The organism is Solimonas fluminis (assembly GCF_002930645.1).
GTDB classification, from domain to species: domain Bacteria; phylum Pseudomonadota; class Gammaproteobacteria; order Nevskiales; family Nevskiaceae; genus Solimonas_A; species Solimonas_A fluminis.
Genome location: NZ_PSNW01000005.1, coordinates 286,710 through 307,949, shown reverse-complemented (window position 1 = coordinate 307,949; position 21,240 = coordinate 286,710). Strand labels below are relative to the sequence as shown.

Here is a 21,240-nt window from a genome sequence, read left to right as displayed (position 1 = left end):
GGGGGCGGAATCGACAATGGCGCTGGAGCGCCATTGCGCGTAGCCCGAGCGCGAGCGAGGGGACGGCACGAGGACGTGCCGGACAACCCCGACCCGGAGGGGCGGCGGCGAGATTCCGCGCGCCAAAGCTGGATTCGTCATGGTGGCGGGGGACGGAATCGACAATGGCGCAGGAGCGCCATTGCGCGTAGCCCGAGCGTGAGCGAGGGGACGGCACAAGGATGTGCCGGACAACCCCGACCCGAAGGGTCGGCGGTGAGATTCCGCGCGCCAAAGCTGGATTCGTAATGGTGGCCGGGGACGGAATCGAACCGCCGACACGGGGATTTTCAATCCCCTGCTCTACCGACTGAGCTACCCGGCCAAACTGCGATTTGCTGCTTGAAACCCTGCCGCATTGCGCGGCGAGGGCGCGTATTAAAGCGGGGCGAGGGAGGGGAGTCAAGGAAAACGGCGTTTTCCCTGGGACTTCCCCGCGCGTTGATCAAAATTTAACCGATCTGTCCTCGCTTTTTTCCTGCCGCAAGCGTCGGCTATCGAAGCGCCGGCGTGGGGACTTTCAATCCCCGGCCTTCGGCGGCGGGGTGAAGCCGGTCTGCGCCAGGTCGCCGCCGAAGAAAAACTTCTCCATTTCTTCGGCCAGGAACTTGCGGGCCTGGGCATCGGCCAGGGCCAGGCGGTATTCGTTGATCAGGCGGGTCTGGTGGGCCAGCCAGTCGTTCCAGGCCTGCTTGGACACGCTGTCGTAGATGCGCTTGCCCAGGGGGCCGGGGTAGGGGGGGCGGTCCAGGCCTTCGGCTTCGGTGCCGAGCTTTACGCAGTGGATGGTTCGGGGCATGTCTCGTCGTTCTCGAAGGGGCCGGCTTTCCGGCGCGCGTCCAGCAGCTTGCGGATCGGCGCGGGCAGGCCTTTGTTGGGGTCGCCCATTTTAGTCCAGGCCAGCTCCGCGGTTTCGCGGACGGTGCTGGCCGGCTTGGCCCGCATCCGCAGCGGACGCAGTTCCAGGTCGAAATGGCTGAAGGCGTGGTGCAGCGGCGGCAGTGCCTGCGCGGGGCCGGGTTCCAGGGCGTAGCGCTCGCGGCAGGCGGCGGCGGGGTCTGCCCCCTCGTCCACCAGCGGCGGGCACCACAGGCCGCCCCAGATGCCCGCGGGCGGGCGGCGCTCCAGCAGCAGTTCGCCGCGCTCGTTCTCGATCAGCAGCACCTGCGTGGCCCGCTCCGGTCGCTGCTGCCTCGGCTTGGGCTTGGCGCCGGGGATCTGCGCGGTGCGGCCGGCGATGCGGGCGCCGCAGTCCTGCGTCAGCGGGCAGAGGGCGCAGGCCGGCTTGCGCGTGCTGCAGACGCTGGCGCCCAGGTCCATGATGGCCTGCGTATAGTCGGCCATGCGCACCTGCGGCAGCAGGCTTTCGGAGACCGTCCACAGCTGTTTCTGCACGCCCGGCGCGCCGGGCCAGCCCTCGATGGCGGCATGGCGCGAGAGCACGCGCCGCACGTTGCCGTCGAGGATCGCATGGCGGTCGCCATGCGCCTGGCTGAGGATCGCCCCGGCGGTGCTGCGGCCGATGCCGGGCAGCGCCTGCAGTGCCTCGATGTCGCGCGGGAATTCGCCGCCGTGTGCGTTCACCACGGCCTGCGCGCAGCGGTGCAGGTTGCGGGCCCGGGCGTAGTAGCCCAGCCCCGCCCACAGCGCCAGCACGTCGTCCACCGGAGCGGCGGCCAGAGAAGCGACATCGGGGAAGCGCTGCAGGAAGCGCTCGAAGTAGGGGATGACCGTAGCCACCTGCGTCTGCTGCAGCATGATCTCCGACAGCCACACGCGGTAGGGCGTGCGCGGATGCTGCCAGGGCAGGTCGTGGCGGCCGTGGACGTCGAACCAGGCGAGCAGGCGGTCGGAGAAGGACGCGAGCGCAGCGGTTCTCTTAGCGGGCGGCATGAGACGGCCCCCGTTCGCGCCGAGCCTGTCGAAGTGCGGGCGGTTTCAGGTAACGGCCGGCGCGGGAAATCCGTTCATGCTTCGACAGGCTCGGCATGAACGGATTTCTGGGACCTTGCTGGGGATGGCCTGGCAGGAAGCTCACTTGGCCGGCGCAGCCTCCGCGGGCTTCTGCTCGGCGGGGGCGGCCGGTTCGGCAGGGGCCGGTGCGGGCGCGGGCGCCGCTTCCTGCTTTTTCTTCTTGCCGAACAGGAGGTCGCCGAGCTTGTTGTTGAGCTCCTGCTTCAACTCCTGCTTGTCCAGCGGCTTGCCGTCCTTCTCGGTGGGGATGCCCAGCTTCTCGCCGAGCTTGGCCTTGAGCTTGTCTTCCTCGCCCTTGAGGTTCTCGCGCAGCTTCTCGGTGGCCTGCTGCTGCAGCGCGGCCTTGAGGTCCAGCGAGACCTTGGGCTTGTACATGTTCCCGCTGAGGCGGATGGGAATCATGATGCCCTTGAGCTGCTCCAGGCCCTTGCCTTCCTGGCCGGTGATCGTGTTCACGATCGTCGGCTTGGCCAGGTAGTTGATGGTCTCGTTCACCAGGTCCACCTGGCCTTCGCCAGCCACGCGGAACAGGGGGCTGGCGGCATCCAGCAGGTCGCTCTTGAGCACGCCGTTGATGATCTTGGCGGTGGCGGTGAACACGGTGAAGTCGGTGACGGGCTGCTCGGTCTCGGTGTAGTTCATGTTGCCGGCCAGCGTTGCCTTGGCCTTGCGCACGGTCTGCGCCAGGTTGAAGCCTTTCACCGCACCGTTCTCGATGCGAAAGGACAGGTCTCCGTTGAGGGCCTTCTTGAATTCGCCGTAGGTGTTGCCGCGGCTGTTCAGGCTCACGTCAAAGTTCCCCAGGCCGCTGACCGGGTCCTTGCCGATCAGGTCCTTCAGGAACGGCGCGGCCTGCAGCGCGCTGAGCTGCGTCCTGATGGCGTAGCCCGGCTCCTTTCCCGGCGTCATGGCGTTGCTCAGGGACACCTTGCCGCCGTAGAGCTGCGCGGAGATGTTCTGCGCCTGGGTGGCACCGGGCGCGCCGCTGAGCTTGAGGCTGACGTTGCTCAGCTTCAGGCCGTTGATGGTCAGCTTGCCGATGTCCAGCGTGCCGTTGGCGTTGAGCTTCTGCAGGGCCTCGGTCGGCAGCGGCTGGTCGTCGAACTTCTTGTCGCCGGCGGCGGCCACCGGCTTTTCCTGGCCCGGCTTCTTCGGCGGCAGGTAGCGGTCGGCATTGATCTCGTCGATCTTCAGCGCCATCTCCATCGCCTTGGCCTTGAAGTCGCGCAGGCCGAACATGCCCTGCATCGTGGTCTGGTCCAGCTTGAAGTTCATCTGCTCGAAGCGCGCGGAGCTGAAGGTGCCGGAGTAGTTCGCGGCCAGGCTCACGCTCTTCAGCGCCTCGGGGTCCGCCGTCTCCAGCTTGATGCCCAGCTGGTTCATCAGCGGCCGCGGGTTGAAGGGCGCGATGCTGATGGGTCCGTGCAGGCGCGGCGTGCCGCCTTCGCCCAGGCCTTCGCCGCGGATCGTGGTCTTCAGGTCCAGCCCGGCCACCGCCAGCGCGCCTTTCTCGAAGGCCATGGCGCCCTTGGCGCCGTCGTAGGAGAAGTCGCCGCTGAGCTTGAGCGGCTGCTTGCCGCCCGGTACGCCCTGGCCCGCTACCGTGCCGGTGAAGACCAGGCCCTTGGCGTTGTAGAGCTTCTGGCCGTAGTCGGCCAGGACCTGCGCCGCCAGCTCGGTGTCGGCGTCCAGGCCCATGCCCTGGCCCTTGAGCTTGAGCTTGAGGTTCTCGGTGCCCACCCGCTTCCTGGCCATGTCCACGGTGGCGGCGCCGCTCAGCTCCAGGTCGGCGTTGGCGTCCTTGCCGCCGGCCACCTGCTTGCCGGCCGCCTTGAGCTTCAGGGCCAGGTCGCTGAGCTTCAGCAGCGAGGTCTCGGCCTGGTAGTCCACGGTGGTCTTCAGGTCCAGGTCGGCGCTGGCGGCCGGCGCGCTGGCGATGGCGGTGAGGCCCAGCGCCACGTCGAAGGGCTTGCCCGGCGACAGCGCGCCGGTCTCCAGGCGCAGCTTGTCGATCTGGTAGCTCTTGCCGCTGCGGGCGTCGCTGTACTTGGCGGAGGAGTCGCTGATCTCGACGCCACTGATGTCCAGCGACTTCATGTCGAAGCCGCCCGCCTTGTCCTCCTTCTTCTCTTCCTCGGGCTTGTCCTTGGCCAGGTCCGCCCAGTTGTTCCTGCCGTCCTTGTCCACCTGCAGATTCAGGCGCAGGCCCGAGAGCTTCACCGTGCTGACCTCCACCTTGCGGTCGAACAGCAGCGGGAAGAGCTTCACGCCGACGTCGGCCTCGCCGACCTGGGCGAAGGGTTCGCTGCCGAAGTCCGGTGCATTGCCGAGCACCACGCCCCTGGCGCTGGCCTTGAGCCAGGGGAAGACCTTGAGTCCGATCTCGCCCAGCTGGAGATCACGGCCGGTCTGTTCCTTGACCTTGGCCGCGATGGTGTCGCGGTAGTCGTTGGGGTCGAACAGCGTCGCGGCGGCGGCCAGGGCGCCCGCCAGCAGCAGGATCACCACGCCAACGCCGATGAGCAGGTACTTCAGGGGCTTGTTCATGGGATCCGTCCGTGATTATTTATTTAACTTTTGTTGTTTATGCAAACAAAAATCTCGATCAGCCGCCGCCGATGGCCTGCACGATCTCCAGCTGGTCGCCGTCGGCCAGCCAGGTCTGGGCATAGGTGGAGCGGGGCACGATATCGCCGTTGCGCTCCACCGCCAGGCGCTTGCCCGCGAGCTGCAGGCGCTCCACCAGCTGTGCCACCGAGCAGGGCTCGGCCTGATGTTGGACTTCACCGTTGATCTGTAGGTTCATGCCCGGATTCTATCGCGCTGGCCTTGCAGACCAGAGTCCCTGCGCGGCCAGGGTGGTGACTCGGCGAGGCGATGGCTTAAACTGGCGGTCCTGCGCGGGTGTAGTTCAATGGTAGAACTGCAGCTTCCCAAGCGTGCGACGCGAGTCGCGTAGGTAGTTAGCCTAGTCACCACGGGGCCGAAAGGTCGCAGAGTGATAAAACTAGCAGCATCACAAGTGGTAACCCATGGGTGTCGCCGCGGTATACGGCCCCATGTCTACGCGGCGTAAGCCGCATAAGTAATTGTCTGACCGGAGTTTCGGATCAGACCAGGGTTTCTGCACCCTGTAGCCTAAGAGCGGTGCGGGTCTGGTAACGGGCCTGTGCTGAGCGCTCTGAGAATGTAGCTCCCTTCAGGGGGACAGTACCCCCGTGAGGGGGATTGTGCACGCGAGAAACGCACTCGCGGCGGCGCTAGGCTGGGTTGCAGGACTAACGCAAGTGAACTGTCGTTGAACCGTCGTCAAGCTAAACGGACGCATGGCGTTTGACGCGTCCGGCTCGCAAGAGCACGTGGTCGGATGTGCTGCTGCTTGGTCAGCGCACGCAGACAACGGGACCACCGGCGGAAAGACAGAGTCCTCGCAACACCTGTTACTTATGTGGAACGCGGTAAGCCCGTCGGGGCGTCCGGTGATCGAGCAAGGGCAGTTACATCAGCCTCCAATCGAGATCGGACAAGGTAGGCCGCAAGGTCTGCTGATGCTCAGGCGGGTAAAGGATGTCGGAAAAAGCGAATGGCAGCCTATAATGGGCTGTATAGGGGATGAAATGATCGCCCCGACGCGAAAGCGTGCTGACTTCCGGCAGGTGGCTTATCGCTAGATAAGTCTTGTAGCCACTCCGCCCCAAAGGGGAACGCAAATCCCCTGCGGGGGATACGTGCGTCTCTCCGATGGGTTTTTCCTCGGTGCGGGTGTAGCTCAATGGTAGAGCGGCGGCTTCCCAAGCCGTTGACGTGGGTTCGATTCCCATCACCCGCTCCACTGTATCAATCTGCGGACTTCCGCAGAAGTCCAAGAGAGTCTGCAAGTCGTTGCCGCACAAAGACTTTTCCTCTCTTTGACGGTCTGCCGTAGTCCACTGCGATCCGCCTACAGCCGGGACTTTTAAGTCCACAAACAAGTCCATTTTTGTGGGCGCGGCTGATTCCGGATTGTTGATGGAGGGGCGAGGTCGACGTGACCAGCATCTGGTTCCTGACTCATGTTCAGGAGCAAGAGCATGGCACTCTCAGACCTGGCCGTTCGACAGGCCAAGGCAACTGGCAAGGCATACACCCTCCCTGACTTGGATGGCCTCTCCCTGGCCGTCACGGCTGCAGGGGGCAGGACTTGGCACTTCCGCTACTACTGGGCGGGCAAGCAGAAGCGGATGTCGCTCGGCACCTACCCGGAGGTGACGCTTCGCGAGGCCCGCAGCCTGCGCGACGAAGCGCGCGCCCTGCTGGCCAAAGGCACCAATCCTCGCGTTCACCGCAAGCAGAAGCGCACCGCTGTCCGGCTCGCCGACGAAAACACCTTCGAGGCGGTGTATCGCAAGTGGCTCAAGCATCGCGGGCTCAGCCTCAAGGAAGGCCGGCAGACGACCCTCTCGATACTTCCGCGCATCTTCGACAAGGATGTGCTGCCCGCCTTGGGCAAGCGGTCGGTCTATGAGATCAAGCGTCCCGACCTCTTGGAGGTGATCGCCAAGATCGAGAAGCGCAAGGCGCTCTCCGTCGCCGAGAAAGTCAGGACGTGGTTCAACCAACTGTTCCGCTACGCGCTGGTGATCGTGCCGGGCCTGGAACAGAACCCCGCCTCCGATCTCGATGTGGTGGCGCTGCCGCTGCCACCCGTCAACCACAACCCGTTCCTGCGCATGGCCGAACTGCCGAAGCTGTTGCAGCGGCTACGCAGCTATCGCGGCAGGCGGCAGACCCAGCTCGGGCTGCGGCTATTGCTGCTGACCGGCGTGCGAACCGGAGAGCTGCGACAGGCGACGCCGGATCAATTCGATCTGGACCGTGGGCTGTGGATCATCCCGCCCGACGTCGTGAAGCAACTCCAATTGGATATGCGCAAGAAGCGGCAGCAGCCAAAGGACATCCCGCCCTACATCGTGCCGCTGTCGATTCAGGCCATGGAGATCGTCCGGCACCTGCTGGATGAGTTCAAGCCGGCCCAGCGCCACCTGTTCCGGCACGACAGCGACTTGAAGAAGCGCATCAGCGAGAACACGCTCAATGGTGCGCTCAAGCGCATGGGCTATCAGGAACGCCTGACCGGACACGGCATCCGCGGCACGATGTCCACTGCGCTCAACGAGATCGGCTACCCGAAGGTCTGGGTGGATGCACAGCTCTCGCATGTCGATCCCAACAAGGTCAGCGCGACCTACAACCATGCCGAGTACGTGGAGCAGCGTCGCCGCATGATGCAGGACTGGGCCGATCGGCTCGACCTCTTCGAGCAGAACCAGGTCGAGGCAGCCAGCATGCCGCTCACCGTGCATCTGGAAGGCGTGCCCGCGTTCCCGAGTGAGCAAACCGCAAGCGCGCCCTCCACGCCGGTTGCCGCTTCGCCAATCCTGCTGGTGACGAAGCCGGGTGACGCCATGCCGTTGGTTTCTGCCGCCGCACATCGGCTGCCGGCGGTTCCGCCCCCTCGATCGGCCGCGCCGCTGGTGCCTTCGGACATTCAGCGCGAGAGGATGGAACTGTTCGATGTCTTCGAGGCGCCGCACAACCTTCCCGTCGCTGCGTTTGCCAAGATGGCAGGCAAATCCCGCAGGTGGATCAGCTACGAGATCAAGGCGGGCAACTTGCTGGCGTTGAACGTAGGCAACCGCGGCCAGCGCGTGCCGGACTGGCACCTCGACCCACTCAAGCACGAGCTGATCCAGTCCGTCCTGAAGCTGACCAGGGGTGCGGATCCTTGGCAGATCTACCATGCACTGCTGCAACCGCGCTCGATGCTGCGGGGGCATTCGGCACTGGAGGGCGTGACGGCCAGCAATCTCGACAAGCTCGTCATGGCAGTGAGCGCAGCCGTGAAGGAAAGCGAATGGACCCCGCTGCGAGTCGGAGTCGCCTAGCAGCAGGAATGCGGGATCGTGGCGAAACCCCGATCCCCGCGCCTCTGTCAGGACACCAAGCGCGCGCGGCGGGCGAATCTGGCCTGGGTGTCCGACAAGGAAGCGTCGCGGCGGAGCAGGTAAGCCATCACGATCGTTGGTGCGCCGGCCAGCGGCCGCACGGCGATGCCTCGGCGTAAGTAGCTCGCCAGTCTCGCGGCAGGTGCAATGGCGATCCCGTACCCGGCGGCAACCAGCGTCATCGCCACATCGAATGTCTCCACCGTTTGCTCTCGCTCTTGCAGCGCGTTTTCGAACACACGCTGCACGGTCATGCGCCATGGTTCATCGGCCGTGGACTGCGAGCAGATCAAGCGCTGCTTGAGCACTTCACCGCACGGCACTTCACGGTAGGCCAGCAGGTGGGAGCGCTTGGCCACGGCGACCGCCAGCGTGTCATGCCACAGCGGTTCGCATACCCAGCCAGGCCACTGCCGGGAAACCGCAGACAAGGCGAAGTCGAAGCCGTCGTCCGGCAGCTCCGCGCCTCGACCGGGATCTGTCCAGCCGGCCAGGACGGCATGAGTCTCCGGCTCTTCGGCACGCTGCAGGGCGAGCACGTCGGCGAGCTGGGGAGGCACCCATTCGCCGAGGACGGCCATGCGAATTTCGGCGGTGATGTCACTCGATTCCACGTCCAGCTCCCCCCAGGCGGTGAACTCGTGGCAACTGATCTCGAAGCCGTTGAATGAGTTAAGTTTAACGTGGTTTAAATCGTGACCGTGTTCGACGCTCTTGGCAATGCCAAAGCGTTCGATCCAAAGGGGCCGCCCCACCGGCACCACTACCTACGAAGCGGAACCAGCCATCGCGTTTGGGGCTGCCGTGCGGGAAGAAAGAACCAACCAGGGCATCGCTCAGGAAACGCTGGCCCACATGGCCGGCATCGAACGGTCGCACATGGGCAAGATCGAGCGCGGCGAGCATGTCCCCACGCTCCCTCTCATCCTCAAGATTGCCCGTGCGCTGAAATGCAGTTCCGCCCACTTGATGACTCTGACCGAAGCCAAGCTGGCAGAGTCGGCCCCATCCGCGGATTGAAGCCGGCCCGCACAGCGGCCGCATGCCTACGCCTGATCGTCGTCCTTGCCCCCAAGGGCTGAATCTTCGCGCTTTGCGGCCTCGTTGACGAGCCGCAGGTATGGGTTGTCTGGCGGCGTCTCCTGGAACAGCGTATCCGGGCTGACGAGCAGGTAGCCGTGCAGCCGGCGCGACTTGCGCGGCCCCGTGACTTCGCAGGTCCAGATGTTCAGCCCGCTCGGCTGCTTGCGGTGCTGTCCCAACTTCTCGAAGCGCTTCTGCACCCACTGCCACCCCTCCAGCTTCTCCTGCTTGGCCAGCGCGGCGACTTGAAGGTACTCCTGCGCGTAGCGCTGGAACACGCCGGGGCTGACGAGATAGGTCGTACCGGCGACGGTATGCACCAGGGCCTTGGCGTCGTTGATGATGAGCTTGCGCGTCTGGATGCTCTGACGCAGCCAGGCCATGAAGTGCGCCCCGGAGGGCTCCGCGCGATCCTGGGAAGGCGCGAGGCTCATCTGCGGCGGGGGCACGGTCGAAGGGGCCGGCTCGGCCTCGGCGATCTCCGGCGCTGTGGATGGAGCAGTGTCGCCCAGCAGGTCGAGCAGCGCGGCCACGCCGATGTCCGTGGCTGCGGATGCGATCGGCGCCGTGCTCGCGGGTGCAGCTTCGGTGCCTTCCACGCGCGGCCCATCGGCCACCGCCGGCGCCAGCGGCGGCGGCTCCGCCTGTTCCTCTTCGACCTGCACACGGCCTGCGAACGGCGCCGGCCGGTCGACGGCATCCCAGATCATCGCCGGCGAGAGTTTCAGGAAGGTAAAGGCGTGCGACCAGCCGGCCTCGCTGGTGACGGTAGCCTTCCAGATCGCCTTGCCATCCGGCGTCGGTTGCACGATGCCGTGATCCTGCAGCACGTTGAACACCGCCGTGTTGCTCGCCGGGATGCCGTCGATGCCCTGCGACAGCAGATGTGCGCGCAGCTTGTCGGAGACGGTCTTGCTCACCAGCCACAGGGCGTCTTGGGTCAGCCAACCGTCCGCCGGGCCGGCCTGGTTCAACTTGAATTCTTCCTTGAGCAGGTAGCGCAAGCCGTCGAGCAATTTGCGTTGCAGCGCATGCTTGGGCGCCGCCAGCGCCTTGCTGGGATCGCCGCCGAGCTCCTGGGCGACCGATGCCTGGTCGGCCTGCACGACCAGCTCGCCGAGCGTGCCGGCGTGCTCGTACTGGCCGGCCAGCACGTACAGCAGCGCGGCCCAGAGGTCGGGATAGCCGCTGAGCCAGTCGAAGATGTCCCGATCGAGAAGGCGCGCGTAGAGCAGCCCGGTGGCGGCGCTATGCAGGCGGTACTCGCGCTCCTTTCGGTAACGGAAGCGGTAGGGCTTTCGCAGCGGGCCGTGCCAGGGATGCCAGACGCTGCCGTCGGCATGCTCGACGTGCAGATCGACCGCAATCTTGCCGATGTCGTGCAGCAGGGCCGCGTAGGCCGTGCCTGCGGTCCAGGCTTCGGCCTGGGCCGCCTGTGCCTCCGGCGTGACGCCCGCAGGCAGCAGGTATGACTGCCGCAATTTCAGCGCATAGGCGACGATCTCCAGGCCGTGGTCCAGCATGCCGCCCGGATAGGCGTGGTGGTGGTTCTCGGAGGCCGGGAACTGCTGGACCAGCTCGGCGTAGCGCTCCAGTGGGGCGAGGTAGAGCGTGGCGAACTGCCGGCGCGAGAGCGAGGTGCGCTGCCAGATGTGTTCCAGCAGTTTCTGCCGACGCGGCGTGGCCAGCAGCGATGCGGCCGACTCCGGCCGCGTCAACCCTTTCGGAGTTTCGATGGCGGAGGTGGGCGGTGTGCCGGCGGTGGGTGGCACCCGTTTGCGCTGGAACAGCGAGAGCATGGCGAACCCCGGATGACGGGCTGCTCGGGGCGCCTTTTGGCCTTTTCAGGATAGGGCCTTTCCCCTTGGCGCCCTTCCTTTGCCCCTTCCCAGCCCTTTGGCCTTTGTCGGAAGCCTTTGGGTATAGGGCCGCTGCTTCGCGGCTGCCACGATGAATGCGGCATGGGGCAACCCCGGCAAGTGGGGCGCTGCGGGACGTTCGTCAGCTCTGGCCCAAGCCGGTGTCGAGGGCGGCGGATTGCGCTGCGAAGTCGTCGGGACGGCGCTTGCGGAATGTTTCGAGATTGGCGAGCTTCCAGCGCAGTGCCGGCAGTTGCGCGGCGTGCCGGCACTGCACCAGCGACCAGTCCGGTTCTGCGCGCGCCAGCCCGCTCAGAAACTGCCTGTGCGCGGTGCTCAGTCGCTGTGGCAGCTCGCGCCGCATCCTGGCGCGAGCGTCGAGCAGTGTCTCCAGGGAGCAGTCCACTTCGGTCATGCCGACAAAGGCCCGCTCGTACTCGCCGGCGATGTCCTTGTCGTTGCCGAACAGCACTTCGTGGGGCGGCCGGTTGTGGCCCGCCAGATAGATCACGAAGCACTCGACCATGCCGTCGCTGATGTCGCCCGATTCGTAGAGCTGCCACACGTCGAATAGGTCGCGGGGGTGCTGCCGATCCAGCGCAGCCACCAGCTTGCTGGCGTACAGCTCGTCCGGTGCCAGAACCGGCAGCTCGAACTCGACGCCGAACAGATCGCTGGTCTTGGCATTCAGCGGCCGCCGCTCCACGGGCAGCACGCTGCCTCGGAACACGACGTTGACCTCGATCTTCACCTGGTTGGCGTCGTTCTCGACGATCAGCTTGGTGTCCCCCAGATCCTTGGCGCGAACCAGGCGTGTCTGCACGCCCAGTGGTGCAACGCGCGTGGCGATGGCGGCCAGCTCCTGGTTGATGGCTTGCAGCGCTTCGTCGCGCGGCGTCTGCCACGGGAGGTACACCACGTCGATGTCCACCGACAGGCGCGGCATGTCCCGCACGAAGAGGTTGATGGCCGTGCCGCCCTTCATAGCGAAGATGTCGTTGGCGAACACGTCGGGCGCGACGGCCAACAGCAGGCGAACGGTGTCCGCGTAGGTCTTATCCATGAGGTCTCAGGCTCAGCAAGGTGCCGTCATCGAGCCGGCTCATCCAGCGCGTGTTGCTGCCGGTGCGAACCGGGTACTGCTCCAGCAGGGCATCGACATCCACGAGGCTGGTCTCGCGCGCCCAGGTGAGGAACAGGCGCACGGCCTTCACGCTGGTGCAGCAGGACAGCAGTTGCCCGAGCAAGTCCTTGCGGGGGGAACGCAGTCCATCGAAGAGGTTGCGGGCCTCTTCGAGGCTCTGCTTGACGCCGGCTTCGTACAGCAGCTCCAGCACGGCACGTTCGGGGGCTGCCACCCGCAGATCCTCGGGCAGGCCAGGCGGCGTGGTCAGGGTCTTGCCGGCCAGCGCCGTGTCCGGCCAGTCGAACAGGCGGGCGTGGACGTAGCGGGCCGGAAAGCGCGAAGTGAACCAGACCGGCAACGCAAAGCGACCGTCGCCCCACAGCACCAGCGCCTCCCGGCTGCCCAGGTTGTGCCGCACACCCTGCAGGGCCAGGGCGCTCTTGCCGCCGACGTGCAGGCCGGGCACGCGCTGTTGCAGGAACTTCAGCGCACCGTAGACCCCGAATTCATCGTTCGGGAAGGCATAGACGCCATGGGCCAAGCGCACGAGCCACCCGCCGTCGGCATAGTGGGCGGCGAGCTGGGGCGACACCCCGAACTGGCTCAGGGTGGCAAGGTCGAACGGCGCCCCGCGGGGGAGTCCCGCCTGCAGCCGCTTGATTACCTGATGCCTAGAATTTCCATCCATGCTGTAAAAATAGCACGGAATCCAATCAGTCACTAGAGCCATTGCAAGAACGTGCATGGAAAGTAGCATAGAGTTTGAGTTATCGTGCAGAATCTAATCGACCTGCGACCCGAGCCAACCCGACTCTGCTAGCCGCAACCCGCCCTCCTGATCGCGGTCTATGCTGGAGGGCAGGCCACGACCGGCCACTCCGCGAGGTGAGGCACCACTGAAGCCGAGGCATATGAGCATGACCACCAACACGCACAACGGGCGCTGGAGCCACCGGCTGGGCCGGGGGGCTGGCCGTGCCTGGCGTGGATACCTGCGCCGCGAGCAGCGTGTCGCCGGCTGGCTGGTGACGCGCGGGGTGCCCGCGAGCGCGGCGACGGCGGTGCTCTGGATCGTGAAGCTGGCCGTGCTTGGTGTGCTGCTCTACTCCGCGTTCTGGCTGGCGCTGCTGCTGGCCTTTGCAGGGATCGCTGCCTGGATGGTACGCAACGTCGATGCCGACGAAAGCAGTGATGATGACGAGCCTCAATGGCGAAACGGCCTGGACGGATACGGTCTCTACCGGGGCGAGGTACGCATTGACGGCGGCAGCGCGGACGACGAGTAGCTCGCCACTCTCGGCGCTACTTCGCCTTCGCTGCTTTGATTGCAAGGTCAGCGCCTTTGCCTCCCGCAGATTTGGCGCCATCGGTGGCTGCTGAGAGCATCTGCGAAATGTTGCCTACGCGGACACCAACCCACGCGAGCGCAGCTACCCAGAAACCCGGTAGCACGATGAACATCATCGCCATGACGAAGTTAAGGAGCATGTCGCCAAAGGCGTTGTTCAAACCGATCAACGGATCGAAGTTCGTGTGCGGCCTGTCCGCGCCAAACCCCCAGCCGTAGAGCGCGTCCAGGATCGTGCTGTCGATCCAGCGCGCGAGCTGGAACCAGAAGTCCACGAAGAACAGCGCGAACTGGACGCAGCTCACCGTCACCACCGTCTTCAGGTCGTAGGTGCCGATCAGCAGCACCAGCGGGATGCAGATGACGAGCGCCATCTTGAGCATCGTCAGCACCATCGGCAGCGCCTGGCGCACCACGTCCATCGCGGGAAAGAAGGCCAGCGAGCCGACGGTCAACCCCAGGTCGCTTGCGCCGCGCGTGACAACGTTCGGCAGCGTCTTGTCGATCTGGCCACCGTAGTCGGTGTAGACGGCGCCCTGGTTCATCTTCTGCTGTCGCGGTGAGACCACGGCGCGGATCACCGAGTCATTGACCTCGCTCTGCGACAGGAAGCCCGCCCAGCGCCCGATGCGGGTCAGTAGGTCCGGGTCGACCTGTGCCAGCAGCCGGCTGCGCAGTCCCTGGCCGCCATCGGCCCACCACTGCCGGCAGGACGGATAGCCGCCGCCGCTGTCCACCTGTGCCAACCCTGCATCGCGGGTCGCGTCGTAGGGCCAGGCCGTGCGTGGGGTCTTGGCGCGATAGGTGTCATAGAAGCCGGGCGTGTCGAGGAAGTAACTCGACCCGATCCAGGTGACGTCGTTCATTTGCTCGTCGGAGAGCGTCGGCCGGTTCATGAACAGCTTGGCGCGCGACGGCCCGTAGCAGTCGTGCGTGAAGTCGGCGACCTCCTGTGCCAGCACCGGATCGTCGATGCGCGTGGCATCCACATCCATGCGAATCTGACGCAGGTCCGTGCCGCAGGGAATCGCCGCCACCGCGGAGCCCGTCACGGCTTTCGACAGCGCGTGCATGAAGAACCACCACACCGGCACCAGCGCGCTCTGGTCGTTGAGCGCCGTGTAGACGTTGGACCAGCCCGTGTCGTTGGGCAGCGGGACACTGACCTGGCATTGCGCGGAGCGCGTGGTGTCGAACCTGATCGTGGCGAGATCCACCGGGATGAACGGGATGCCGGCGAACATGATGACCACGATCGCCACCCACACCCGGTTCTCGATGCGCATCGACGACAGCACGCCCTTGTTGCCCTCGTCCGCACCTTCGCTGCGGGCCTTGAGCCATTCCTGGATCACGATGGCCACGAACGGCAGCGCGAACACGCCGCTGGCCACGAGGATGCTCCAGATGCCGTTGTTGACCACCCAAGCCACCAGGGTCAGGTAATACTCCAAGTAGTCCGTGGTGTAGAGCGTCATGCCTGCCTCCCGGTCTCAGCCGTGCCGCAGCAGCTGGCTGGCTTCCAGCGCGACCACGGCGATGACGGCCGCGATCTCCGTGCGCAGCAGGCGCTGATGCGTCTCGCGGGACGGCTCCCGCCGCAACAGGCGCCGACGCATCCACCACCAGCCGTAAGCCGTCGCTCCGTAGAGGCACAGACGCCACACGAAGAAGTGGCCGGCGTGCGCCTGCAGCCAGTGCTGCCAGCCCTCGACGCCGCCGACCACGTGGATGCCGGCGATGTTCACCGCCACCGCGGCGGCGACCACCAGCAAGGTCCACAGCAGCGCCACGCCGACGCGGCGGTTGAACAGCCATGGCAGCCGCAGCCAGGCGAGCCGGCTCATGGCGTACCGCTCCGCGGCTTCTGGACTTCCCGCAGACGGTCGCGCGTGGTGTCGCCCTCGAAGACGCCGCGCGAGCCGGCAGCGCGGGTACTGTGGCGCTGGATGATCGCCATCGCCGAGTTGCCGGCCAGCGTGCGGCGCAGCTCCAGCTCGGTCTTGAGGTTGTTGATCTCCTGCTCCAGCGCGCTGTTCTCCTGGTCCACCGCCTGCACGGCGAGCTCGTTGGCGGCGACGTTCGGCTCCTTCTTGCCGGTCAGCAACGTGCGTTGCAGCAGCAGGGCCTTCTCCAGCACGCTGGACAGCGCAGCCTCGGACGCGAGGCGCCGGCCCAGCACGTCCTGGTCGGGCTCGTCACGCAGGGCCTCGATCACGCCGCGGGTGATCGGCAGCGAGCTGCTGCCGGCCGCGTCGAGATTGGCCAGTGTCGTCGGCCGGGCGCCCGTCACCAGTTCCTGCAACACCTGCAGCTTGGTCTCGTACTCTTCCTGGATCACTGGCGTGAGCCCGACGCCAGGCGTGGTCTGGGTCTTCGTGCAGTTTTCGCAGGTGCGTTGCTCGCGTTCGCCCAGCACGCGGTTCGCAAAGGCCGCGGCCGCGCCAGGCGACGACCAGGTCTGGCAGGTCAGGCGGTTGCCGCAGGCGCTGCGCGCGATCGACGAGGTATCGGTGGCGCTGCGCCCGTTGAGCAGGTTGTAGCCCGCGCGCGTCACGTCGCCGACCACCTTGATCGAACTCTGACCAGAGCCGCCCGCGTTGCCGCCGCCGACCCAGGGCACGCCGTTGTTCCCTTTGTTGGACTCGGCCTGCTCGATAGCGGAGACGGCATCGGTGCTGCTGACCGCATCCCGCAGCGCCATCCCTTCGGCGAGCTGGTCCCAGCCGGCCTGGCCGCCGGCCATGTCCGCCATGCGATTGGCGATGGCACGGCAGGTCATCTTCGAGCGGTCGAAGTCCAGGCGCGCCTGGAGGATGCCGTTGGTGAGCAGGTTGTACAGGCCCGGGTCGGCGCGCTGGATGATGAGCGCCGGGAGTGACGCCACCGCGGCAGTGGCGTTCTGGATCACGTTGCTCATGATCGTCTGGAAGCCGTTGGTGATGCCGTTGAGCTGGTTCTGCAGCGTCGTGGTGATGCTCATGTCGCCGCAGATCAGGTTGCTGTTCCAGCCGACGCCGACGCCGATGCTCTGCATGTTGCCGGCACCACCCATCGACACGGCCCGGCCGCCGCCGATGCTGTAGAGCACGTCGTCGCCGATCACGCTGCCGCTGACGTTCACGCCATTGGGGTCGATGCGGGTCTGCGCCCAGGCGACGCCGACGACCAGCGTGATGGCCGCCACGAGCAGCGTGGCCCGCAAGGGCGATTTCGCGCGGCGCAGAAAGTCAGGGAGGGAGGCGTTCATCGTGGGTTCCTCACATGAAATCGACGCTGCCGAGGAAGACCTGGCCACGGCGCCGGCAGCAGGAGTACGGCCGCCACAAGGCCCAGGCGTAGTCGCCCTGCTGGGCCTGCACGCGGGTGCGGCTGTGCGGGAAGACCACGCAACTGTTCGAGAGCGTGGGCGTCAGCTCCTGCCACTTGCCCGTCGAGGCGCCGGTCTCCATCAGCGCGCCGGCCGGCCAGTAGCCGTCGCGGGCGTTGGCCAGCAGAGGCTGGTACACGTGAATCTGGTTGCGGCGCGTCACGATGTCGCCCGCGCGCTGCGCGACCACGGCGCCGCTCTTGTGGTCGTCGGTCTGGTGCAGGAAGCCACCGCGGGGATACACGTTGCCCCAGAGGTTCAGGCCGGTGCGCGTACCGATTTCGCGCCGGCCGGGGATGAGCGCTTCGGGGTAGAACGCTTCCGGGATGTTGTAGCGCCAGGCCATCGTGTCGAGCGTGCTCAGCAGATACGGCATGAAGGCCGTGCCAGCGCCTTCGCAGGTGTAGCCGGAGGCGCTGGCGAACTGGCTGAACACCGTCCCGGCCGGATGGCCGATGACATCGGCGTTCTTGAACTTGGCGAGGTTGTTCTCGTTGTCGTGATTGGTCGTGCCGTCACCGCCAGCCTTCGCGGTCGGGTTGGGCATGCTCATCGCCCTGACTTCCAGCCACGGGTTTTCGCCGGTGTTCGAGTAGCTCGACACCACCGCATCGGGGACGTAGTGGCGCACCTTGACGGAGGTGCGAACCGAGCAGCCGAAGGGCGTGCAGTACAGCCAGTAGCAAATACCTGCGACGCGGTACTCCAGGCAGTCGGGGGACAGCGCAGACGAGACGATGGTGGCGGTGTCCAGGGCGAACGTCGATGTGGCCGCGCCCAGCAGCAGCGAGGCGGCGGTGGCGCGCAGACGCCGGGACGCCAGCAGGAGGCTCATGGATGCGTGCTCCGGTAGGCGTTGATGCGCGCGACGGCGCGGGACACGTCGGGCTCGCCGTAGACCACGTAGCGTCGATCGACCACCACGGCGGGAATCTTGGCGATGCCCAGTCCCCAGGCATCCGCGACACCTTGGTAGGCGTGGCCGATGCGGCGTTGAAGGGCCTCGCCGCCGTCATGCAACCGCTGCCGCACCAGGGCTGCAGCCTGTTGCGGGTCGGCCGGCAGGTGCGCGGCGAGTTCGACCTCGATGCGCGTGGCCTGGTCCAGCTCGATGACCCGCACGCCGGCCGGGGCCTGCACCGGATGACGGCTGTCGGTGACGACGAGCACATCGGCGGCCGCAGCCTGGGTGAACATGAACAGCACTACCCACAGTCCGGGGGCAATGCGGATGGTCGGCAGCCGGGGCGAAGCCTTGAAGAAGGGGGGCGGCATATCGGGCGTCCTTGGAGTCGATCAAGGTCACAGTCGACTTCAAGTGCCGATCTGACGCGACAAGGAAACCGCATTCGGCCCCTGCCGGTTTCATGCGCTACGCCGCTGTGGGCGTTGTGTTTGCCCCCTGTCGGAGGCGGAGGTCAGGTGCGTGGCTCTGAGGTGCCCGCGAACCCAAGAAACGCGATGCAAGCGAATCGGCATCGACGGCTGGGAGCGTTTGCATTCGATGCCTTGAATTGACGCTTCAGCTTCAATTGAGTTTTAATTATAACGCGATGTAGAATCTATTACATTCATCACTGCTTGCTGACCAAGGAGCCCGTGCTTGAGCTTTATTGCCCTATTCGTCAGCCTGCCCACCAAGGCATCGACCGGCCGCATGCGCGTCTGGCGCTCCGTCAAGGCGCTGGGCTGCGCGACGCTGCGCGATGGGGTCTACCTGCTGCCTGACTCGGCCGACAGTGCGGCGGCGCTGGACGAAGTGGCGGCGCAGGCGGTGGAAGTCGGGGGCAGCGGCGAGGTCTATCGACTCTCGGGGTGTGAGGAAGCCCAGGAGGGCGCGCTGCGCGCCCTGTTCGACCGGGGCGAGGAGTACGCCGGCATCGCCGAGGAGATCAAGGAACTCGGGCGGAGCTTGGCATCCCTGGATGGCGCTGCCGCCGCGCGCAAGCTCCAGCCGCTCGTGCGCCGCTTCGAGCAGGTGGTGCGCATCGATTTCTTTCCCGGTGAGGCGCAGCGGCAGACCCTGAGCCTACTGGACGACCTGCGCGACGCGATCACCCGCCGCATGTCTCCCGACGAGCCGACCGCCCGGCAAGCGGATGTTCCGCGGCTGGACCGCGCCGACTATCAGGGCCGGACCTGGGCCACGCGGGCGCGACCATGGGTGGACCGACTCGCTTCGGCCTGGCTGATCCGGCGGTTCATCGACCCAAGCGCTCGCATCGTCTGGCTGGCGAGTCCCGCCGACTGCCGCAATGGCTGGCTCGGCTTCGATTTCGACGGCGCGGCCTTCAGCCACGTAGGCACCAAGGTCACCTTCGAGACGCTGCTGGCAAGTTTCGGACTTGATTCCGCCCCTGCACTGGTACGTCTGGGCGAACTCGTGCATTGCCTGGATGTTGGGGGACTCCCGGTCGCGGAAGCGCTGGGCATCGAATCGCTGCTCGCCGGCCTGCGGGCATCCGAACCCGACGACGACGCGCTGCTTGCCCGCGCATGCGAAGTCTTTGACTGGCTATTGAAGAGTTACGAGGAAAAAACAACGTGAACGCCCCGACCAGTCCTCAGACCGCTGCCACGACTGAAGCGGTCCCTCCAGCGATGAGCTACCTGCAGCTCTTCGCGCGCTTCCTCAAGTTCGGCTTGCTCGCATGGGGCGGGCCTGTGGCTCAGATCGGCATGTTGCGCCGCGAGCTCGTGGACGAGGAACGCTGGATCTCCAGCAGACGCTTCAACAAGCTGCTTGCGGTGATGCAGGTGCTGCCCGGACCCGAAGCGCACGAAATATGCGTTCATTTGGGCATCCGGGCGAAGGGGCGGCTGGGGGGCGTACTGGCGGGACTCGGGTTCATGCTTCCCGGGTTCTTGCTGATGTTCGCGCTGTCCTGGCTGTACTTCCAGATCGAATTCGTTGGCACCTCGCTGGGCGCGGCGTTCCTTGGCATCCAGGCGGCCGTGATCGCCCTGATTGTGCGCGCCGTGCACCGTATCGGCGAGCACATCCTGCTCGATCGCTGGTTGTGGGCCATTGCCATCGTTTGCGCGCTGGCCGCCATGGCTCGTGTCGACTTCTGGATCACCCTGCCGGCGAGCGGCCTGGTGTACGCGCTGCTCGTGCTGAAGCATCGGGCCTTGGCGCTCTTGGTGACACTGGGCGCGGTGGCGCTGGCTGCCGCCGTGGCTTGGTGGGATGCGCCGGCGGCGAAGCTGGTGGAAACGGTCGTTCAGGGCCAAGCCTCGGTGCTGCTCATCTTCGCCTCGGGCCTGAAGGCCGGCTTGCTCACCTTCGGTGGTGCCTACACGGCGATCCCGTTCGTTCGCAATGACGCCGTCGGGCGCGGATGGATGACGGATGGGCAGTTCCTGGACGGCCTAGCGCTGTCCGGTGTGCTGCCGGCACCCCTCATCATCTTCGCCACGTTCGTCGGCTATGTGGCAGGGGGGCCGATCGGGGCGGTGGCCATGACGGTGGGTGTCTTTCTTCCGGCCTTTGCGTTCTCGTTGATTTTCTACGACCGGCTGGAGGCTGTCGTGGAGAACAAACGGCTGCACGCGTTCCTGGACGGCGTCGCGGCCGGCGTAGTCGGCCTGATCGGCGCAACTACCCTCGACTTGGCGCAGGTCACGGCTGAACGTGTCCCATCGCTGGCGATGGGCATGTCGATCTTCGCCGCAGGCTTGGCGTTCCTTTATGCCTGGAAGAACAAGCTCAACGTCGTCGTCGTGATCCTCGCGGCGGGATTGGCGGGCTGGCTGGTGTTTCCGAACCAAGGCTGAACCTGATCGAGTCAGCCTTCGTCGCGCCGTTTCCGATCCACCTTGCTGAGGAAGCCAAGATGCCTTACGAACTGAAGCCCCTTTCGTGCGATCCAGCCAAGCTCACCGGCCTGTCCGAGAAGCTCATCGTCAGCCACTGGGAGAACAACTACGGCGGCGCGGTCAAGCGTCTCAACGCCATCGAGCAACAGCTGGCGCAATTGAACTGGGGAGCGGCGCCGGTGTTCGAGATCAACGGCCTCAAGCGCGAGGAGATGATCGCCAGCGGTTCCATGATCCTGCACGAGGTGTACTTCGATTCCCTCGGCGGCACGGGGGGCGACCCCGACGGCGCGCTGAAGGCGGCCATCGAGCGGGACTTCGGCTCCGCGGATGCCTGGCGCACCGAATTCACGGCCATGGGCAAGGCCCAGGGCGGCGGCTCCGGCTGGACCCTGCTGGTATGGAGCCCGCGCCGCGAGCGTCTCGTGAACACCTGGGCCGCCGACCACGCCCACAACCTGGCCGGGGCCACGCCGCTCGTCGCCCTCGACATGTACGAGCACAGCTACCACATGGACTTCGGCGCCAAGTCCGCAGCCTATGTGGACGCCTTCATGCAGAACCTGTCCTGGACCGTCGCCGAGGCGGCTTTCACCCGGCTTGGCGCCTGAACATGGACCGCGCCATCAAACCCGAAA

19 protein-coding genes and 2 tRNA genes are annotated in these 21,240 nt (G+C 65.9%); 7 read left to right on the top strand and 14 right to left on the bottom strand.

The window, feature by feature from the left end; genetic code table 11:
* Positions 1–288: 288 nt before the first annotated feature.
* The 5 genes from C3942_RS11600 to thiS form a co-directional block, all read right to left on the bottom strand.
* Positions 289–364, bottom strand: a tRNA-Phe gene (locus tag C3942_RS11600).
* Positions 365–559: 195 nt separating this feature from the next.
* Positions 560–838: an oxidative damage protection protein gene (locus tag C3942_RS11595; protein WP_104230492.1), complete on the bottom strand. Its 279-nt coding sequence runs from the start codon at positions 836–838 to the stop codon at positions 560–562.
* A complete protein-coding gene (gene mutY, locus C3942_RS11590; protein WP_104230491.1) occupies positions 814–1,932 on the bottom strand; it encodes an A/G-specific adenine glycosylase in 1,119 nt (372 codons plus the stop codon). Before mutY ends, C3942_RS11595 begins: the two co-directional genes overlap by 25 nt.
* A gap of 141 nt (positions 1,933–2,073) precedes the next feature.
* Positions 2,074–4,560, bottom strand: coding sequence for an AsmA family protein (locus C3942_RS11585; RefSeq protein WP_104230490.1), 2,487 nt, complete (start codon positions 4,558–4,560; stop codon positions 2,074–2,076).
* 58 nt (positions 4,561–4,618) lie between these two features.
* Positions 4,619–4,819 carry a sulfur carrier protein ThiS gene (gene thiS / locus C3942_RS11580; RefSeq protein WP_104230489.1) on the bottom strand — a complete coding sequence of 67 codons (201 nt, stop codon included), beginning with the start codon at positions 4,817–4,819 and terminating at the stop codon, positions 4,619–4,621.
* A gap of 952 nt (positions 4,820–5,771) precedes the next feature.
* Here thiS and C3942_RS11575 point away from each other — a divergent pair.
* Both C3942_RS11575 and C3942_RS11570 read left to right on the top strand, forming a co-directional pair.
* Positions 5,772–5,845, top strand: a tRNA-Gly gene (locus C3942_RS11575).
* Positions 5,846–6,083: 238 nt separating this feature from the next.
* Positions 6,084–7,937 (top strand): tyrosine-type recombinase/integrase, encoded by a 1,854-nt coding sequence (locus C3942_RS11570; RefSeq protein ID WP_104230488.1) that lies wholly within the window; start codon positions 6,084–6,086, stop codon positions 7,935–7,937.
* A 47-nt stretch (positions 7,938–7,984) separates the two neighbouring features.
* On the opposite strand, the gene C3942_RS11565 is transcribed toward C3942_RS11570, so the two are convergent.
* Positions 7,985–8,611 carry a LysR substrate-binding domain-containing protein gene (locus C3942_RS11565; protein ID WP_031275171.1) on the bottom strand — a complete coding sequence of 209 codons (627 nt, stop codon included), beginning with the start codon at positions 8,609–8,611 and terminating at the stop codon, positions 7,985–7,987.
* Between the two features lie 106 nt (positions 8,612–8,717).
* Here C3942_RS11565 and C3942_RS11560 point away from each other — a divergent pair, with 106 nt between their 5' ends.
* Positions 8,718–9,017: a helix-turn-helix domain-containing protein gene (locus tag C3942_RS11560; RefSeq protein ID WP_003282197.1), complete on the top strand. Its 300-nt coding sequence runs from the start codon at positions 8,718–8,720 to the stop codon at positions 9,015–9,017.
* A 26-nt stretch (positions 9,018–9,043) separates the two neighbouring features.
* On the opposite strand, the gene mobH is transcribed toward C3942_RS11560, so the two are convergent.
* From mobH to C3942_RS11545, 3 genes are all read right to left on the bottom strand, one after another.
* Complete coding sequence (gene mobH / locus C3942_RS11555) at positions 9,044–10,879, bottom strand: MobH family relaxase (RefSeq protein WP_104230487.1); 1,836 nt, start codon at positions 10,877–10,879, stop codon at positions 9,044–9,046.
* 202 nt (positions 10,880–11,081) lie between these two features.
* Positions 11,082–12,002, bottom strand: a complete 921-nt coding sequence (locus tag C3942_RS11550) for a nucleotidyl transferase AbiEii/AbiGii toxin family protein (protein WP_104230486.1) — start codon at positions 12,000–12,002, stop codon at positions 11,082–11,084.
* The gene (locus C3942_RS11545; protein WP_165797422.1) at positions 11,995–12,753 is read right to left on the bottom strand and encodes a type IV toxin-antitoxin system AbiEi family antitoxin domain-containing protein; all 759 of its coding nucleotides are present in this window, start codon (positions 12,751–12,753) and stop codon (positions 11,995–11,997) included. Before C3942_RS11545 ends, C3942_RS11550 begins: the two co-directional genes overlap by 8 nt.
* Before the next feature lie 223 nt (positions 12,754–12,976).
* Here C3942_RS11545 and C3942_RS11540 point away from each other — a divergent pair, with 223 nt between their 5' ends.
* Positions 12,977–13,351 carry a DUF3742 family protein gene (locus C3942_RS11540; RefSeq protein WP_031754974.1) on the top strand — a complete coding sequence of 125 codons (375 nt, stop codon included), beginning with the start codon at positions 12,977–12,979 and terminating at the stop codon, positions 13,349–13,351.
* 16 nt (positions 13,352–13,367) lie between these two features.
* Here the strand turns inward: C3942_RS11540 and C3942_RS11535 are convergent, their stop codons facing one another.
* From C3942_RS11535 to C3942_RS11515, 5 genes are read right to left on the bottom strand one after another with little or no spacing between them, the layout of a single operon-like run.
* Entirely contained in the window at positions 13,368–14,891 is a 1,524-nt protein-coding gene (locus C3942_RS11535) for a conjugal transfer protein TraG N-terminal domain-containing protein (protein WP_011805401.1), read from the bottom strand.
* Positions 14,892–14,906: 15 nt separating this feature from the next.
* Positions 14,907–15,260 carry a hypothetical protein gene (locus C3942_RS11530; RefSeq protein WP_003292115.1) on the bottom strand — a complete coding sequence of 118 codons (354 nt, stop codon included), beginning with the start codon at positions 15,258–15,260 and terminating at the stop codon, positions 14,907–14,909.
* Positions 15,257–16,663 carry an integrating conjugative element protein gene (locus C3942_RS11525; protein ID WP_003451236.1) on the bottom strand — a complete coding sequence of 469 codons (1,407 nt, stop codon included), beginning with the start codon at positions 16,661–16,663 and terminating at the stop codon, positions 15,257–15,259. Before C3942_RS11525 ends, C3942_RS11530 begins: the two co-directional genes overlap by 4 nt.
* Positions 16,664–16,673: 10 nt before the next feature.
* Positions 16,674–17,618, bottom strand: coding sequence for a TIGR03756 family integrating conjugative element protein (locus tag C3942_RS11520; protein ID WP_104230484.1), 945 nt, complete (start codon positions 17,616–17,618; stop codon positions 16,674–16,676).
* Positions 17,615–18,058: a TIGR03757 family integrating conjugative element protein gene (locus tag C3942_RS11515; RefSeq protein WP_073651931.1), complete on the bottom strand. Its 444-nt coding sequence runs from the start codon at positions 18,056–18,058 to the stop codon at positions 17,615–17,617. The genes C3942_RS11520 and C3942_RS11515 overlap by 4 nt, the downstream gene beginning before the upstream one ends.
* Positions 18,059–18,386: 328 nt before the next feature.
* On the opposite strand from C3942_RS11515, the gene C3942_RS11510 reads away from it, so the two are divergent.
* From C3942_RS11510 to C3942_RS11500, 3 genes are read left to right on the top strand one after another with little or no spacing between them, the layout of a single operon-like run.
* Entirely contained in the window at positions 18,387–19,331 is a 945-nt protein-coding gene (locus C3942_RS11510; protein ID WP_073651930.1) for a chromate resistance protein ChrB domain-containing protein, read from the top strand.
* Positions 19,332–19,384: 53 nt separating this feature from the next.
* Positions 19,385–20,560: a chromate resistance efflux protein ChrA gene (gene chrA / locus C3942_RS11505; RefSeq protein WP_073672139.1), complete on the top strand. Its 1,176-nt coding sequence runs from the start codon at positions 19,385–19,387 to the stop codon at positions 20,558–20,560.
* 59 nt (positions 20,561–20,619) lie between these two features.
* Positions 20,620–21,213: a superoxide dismutase gene (locus C3942_RS11500; protein WP_073672133.1), complete on the top strand. Its 594-nt coding sequence runs from the start codon at positions 20,620–20,622 to the stop codon at positions 21,211–21,213.
* Positions 21,214–21,240: the final 27 nt, after the last annotated feature.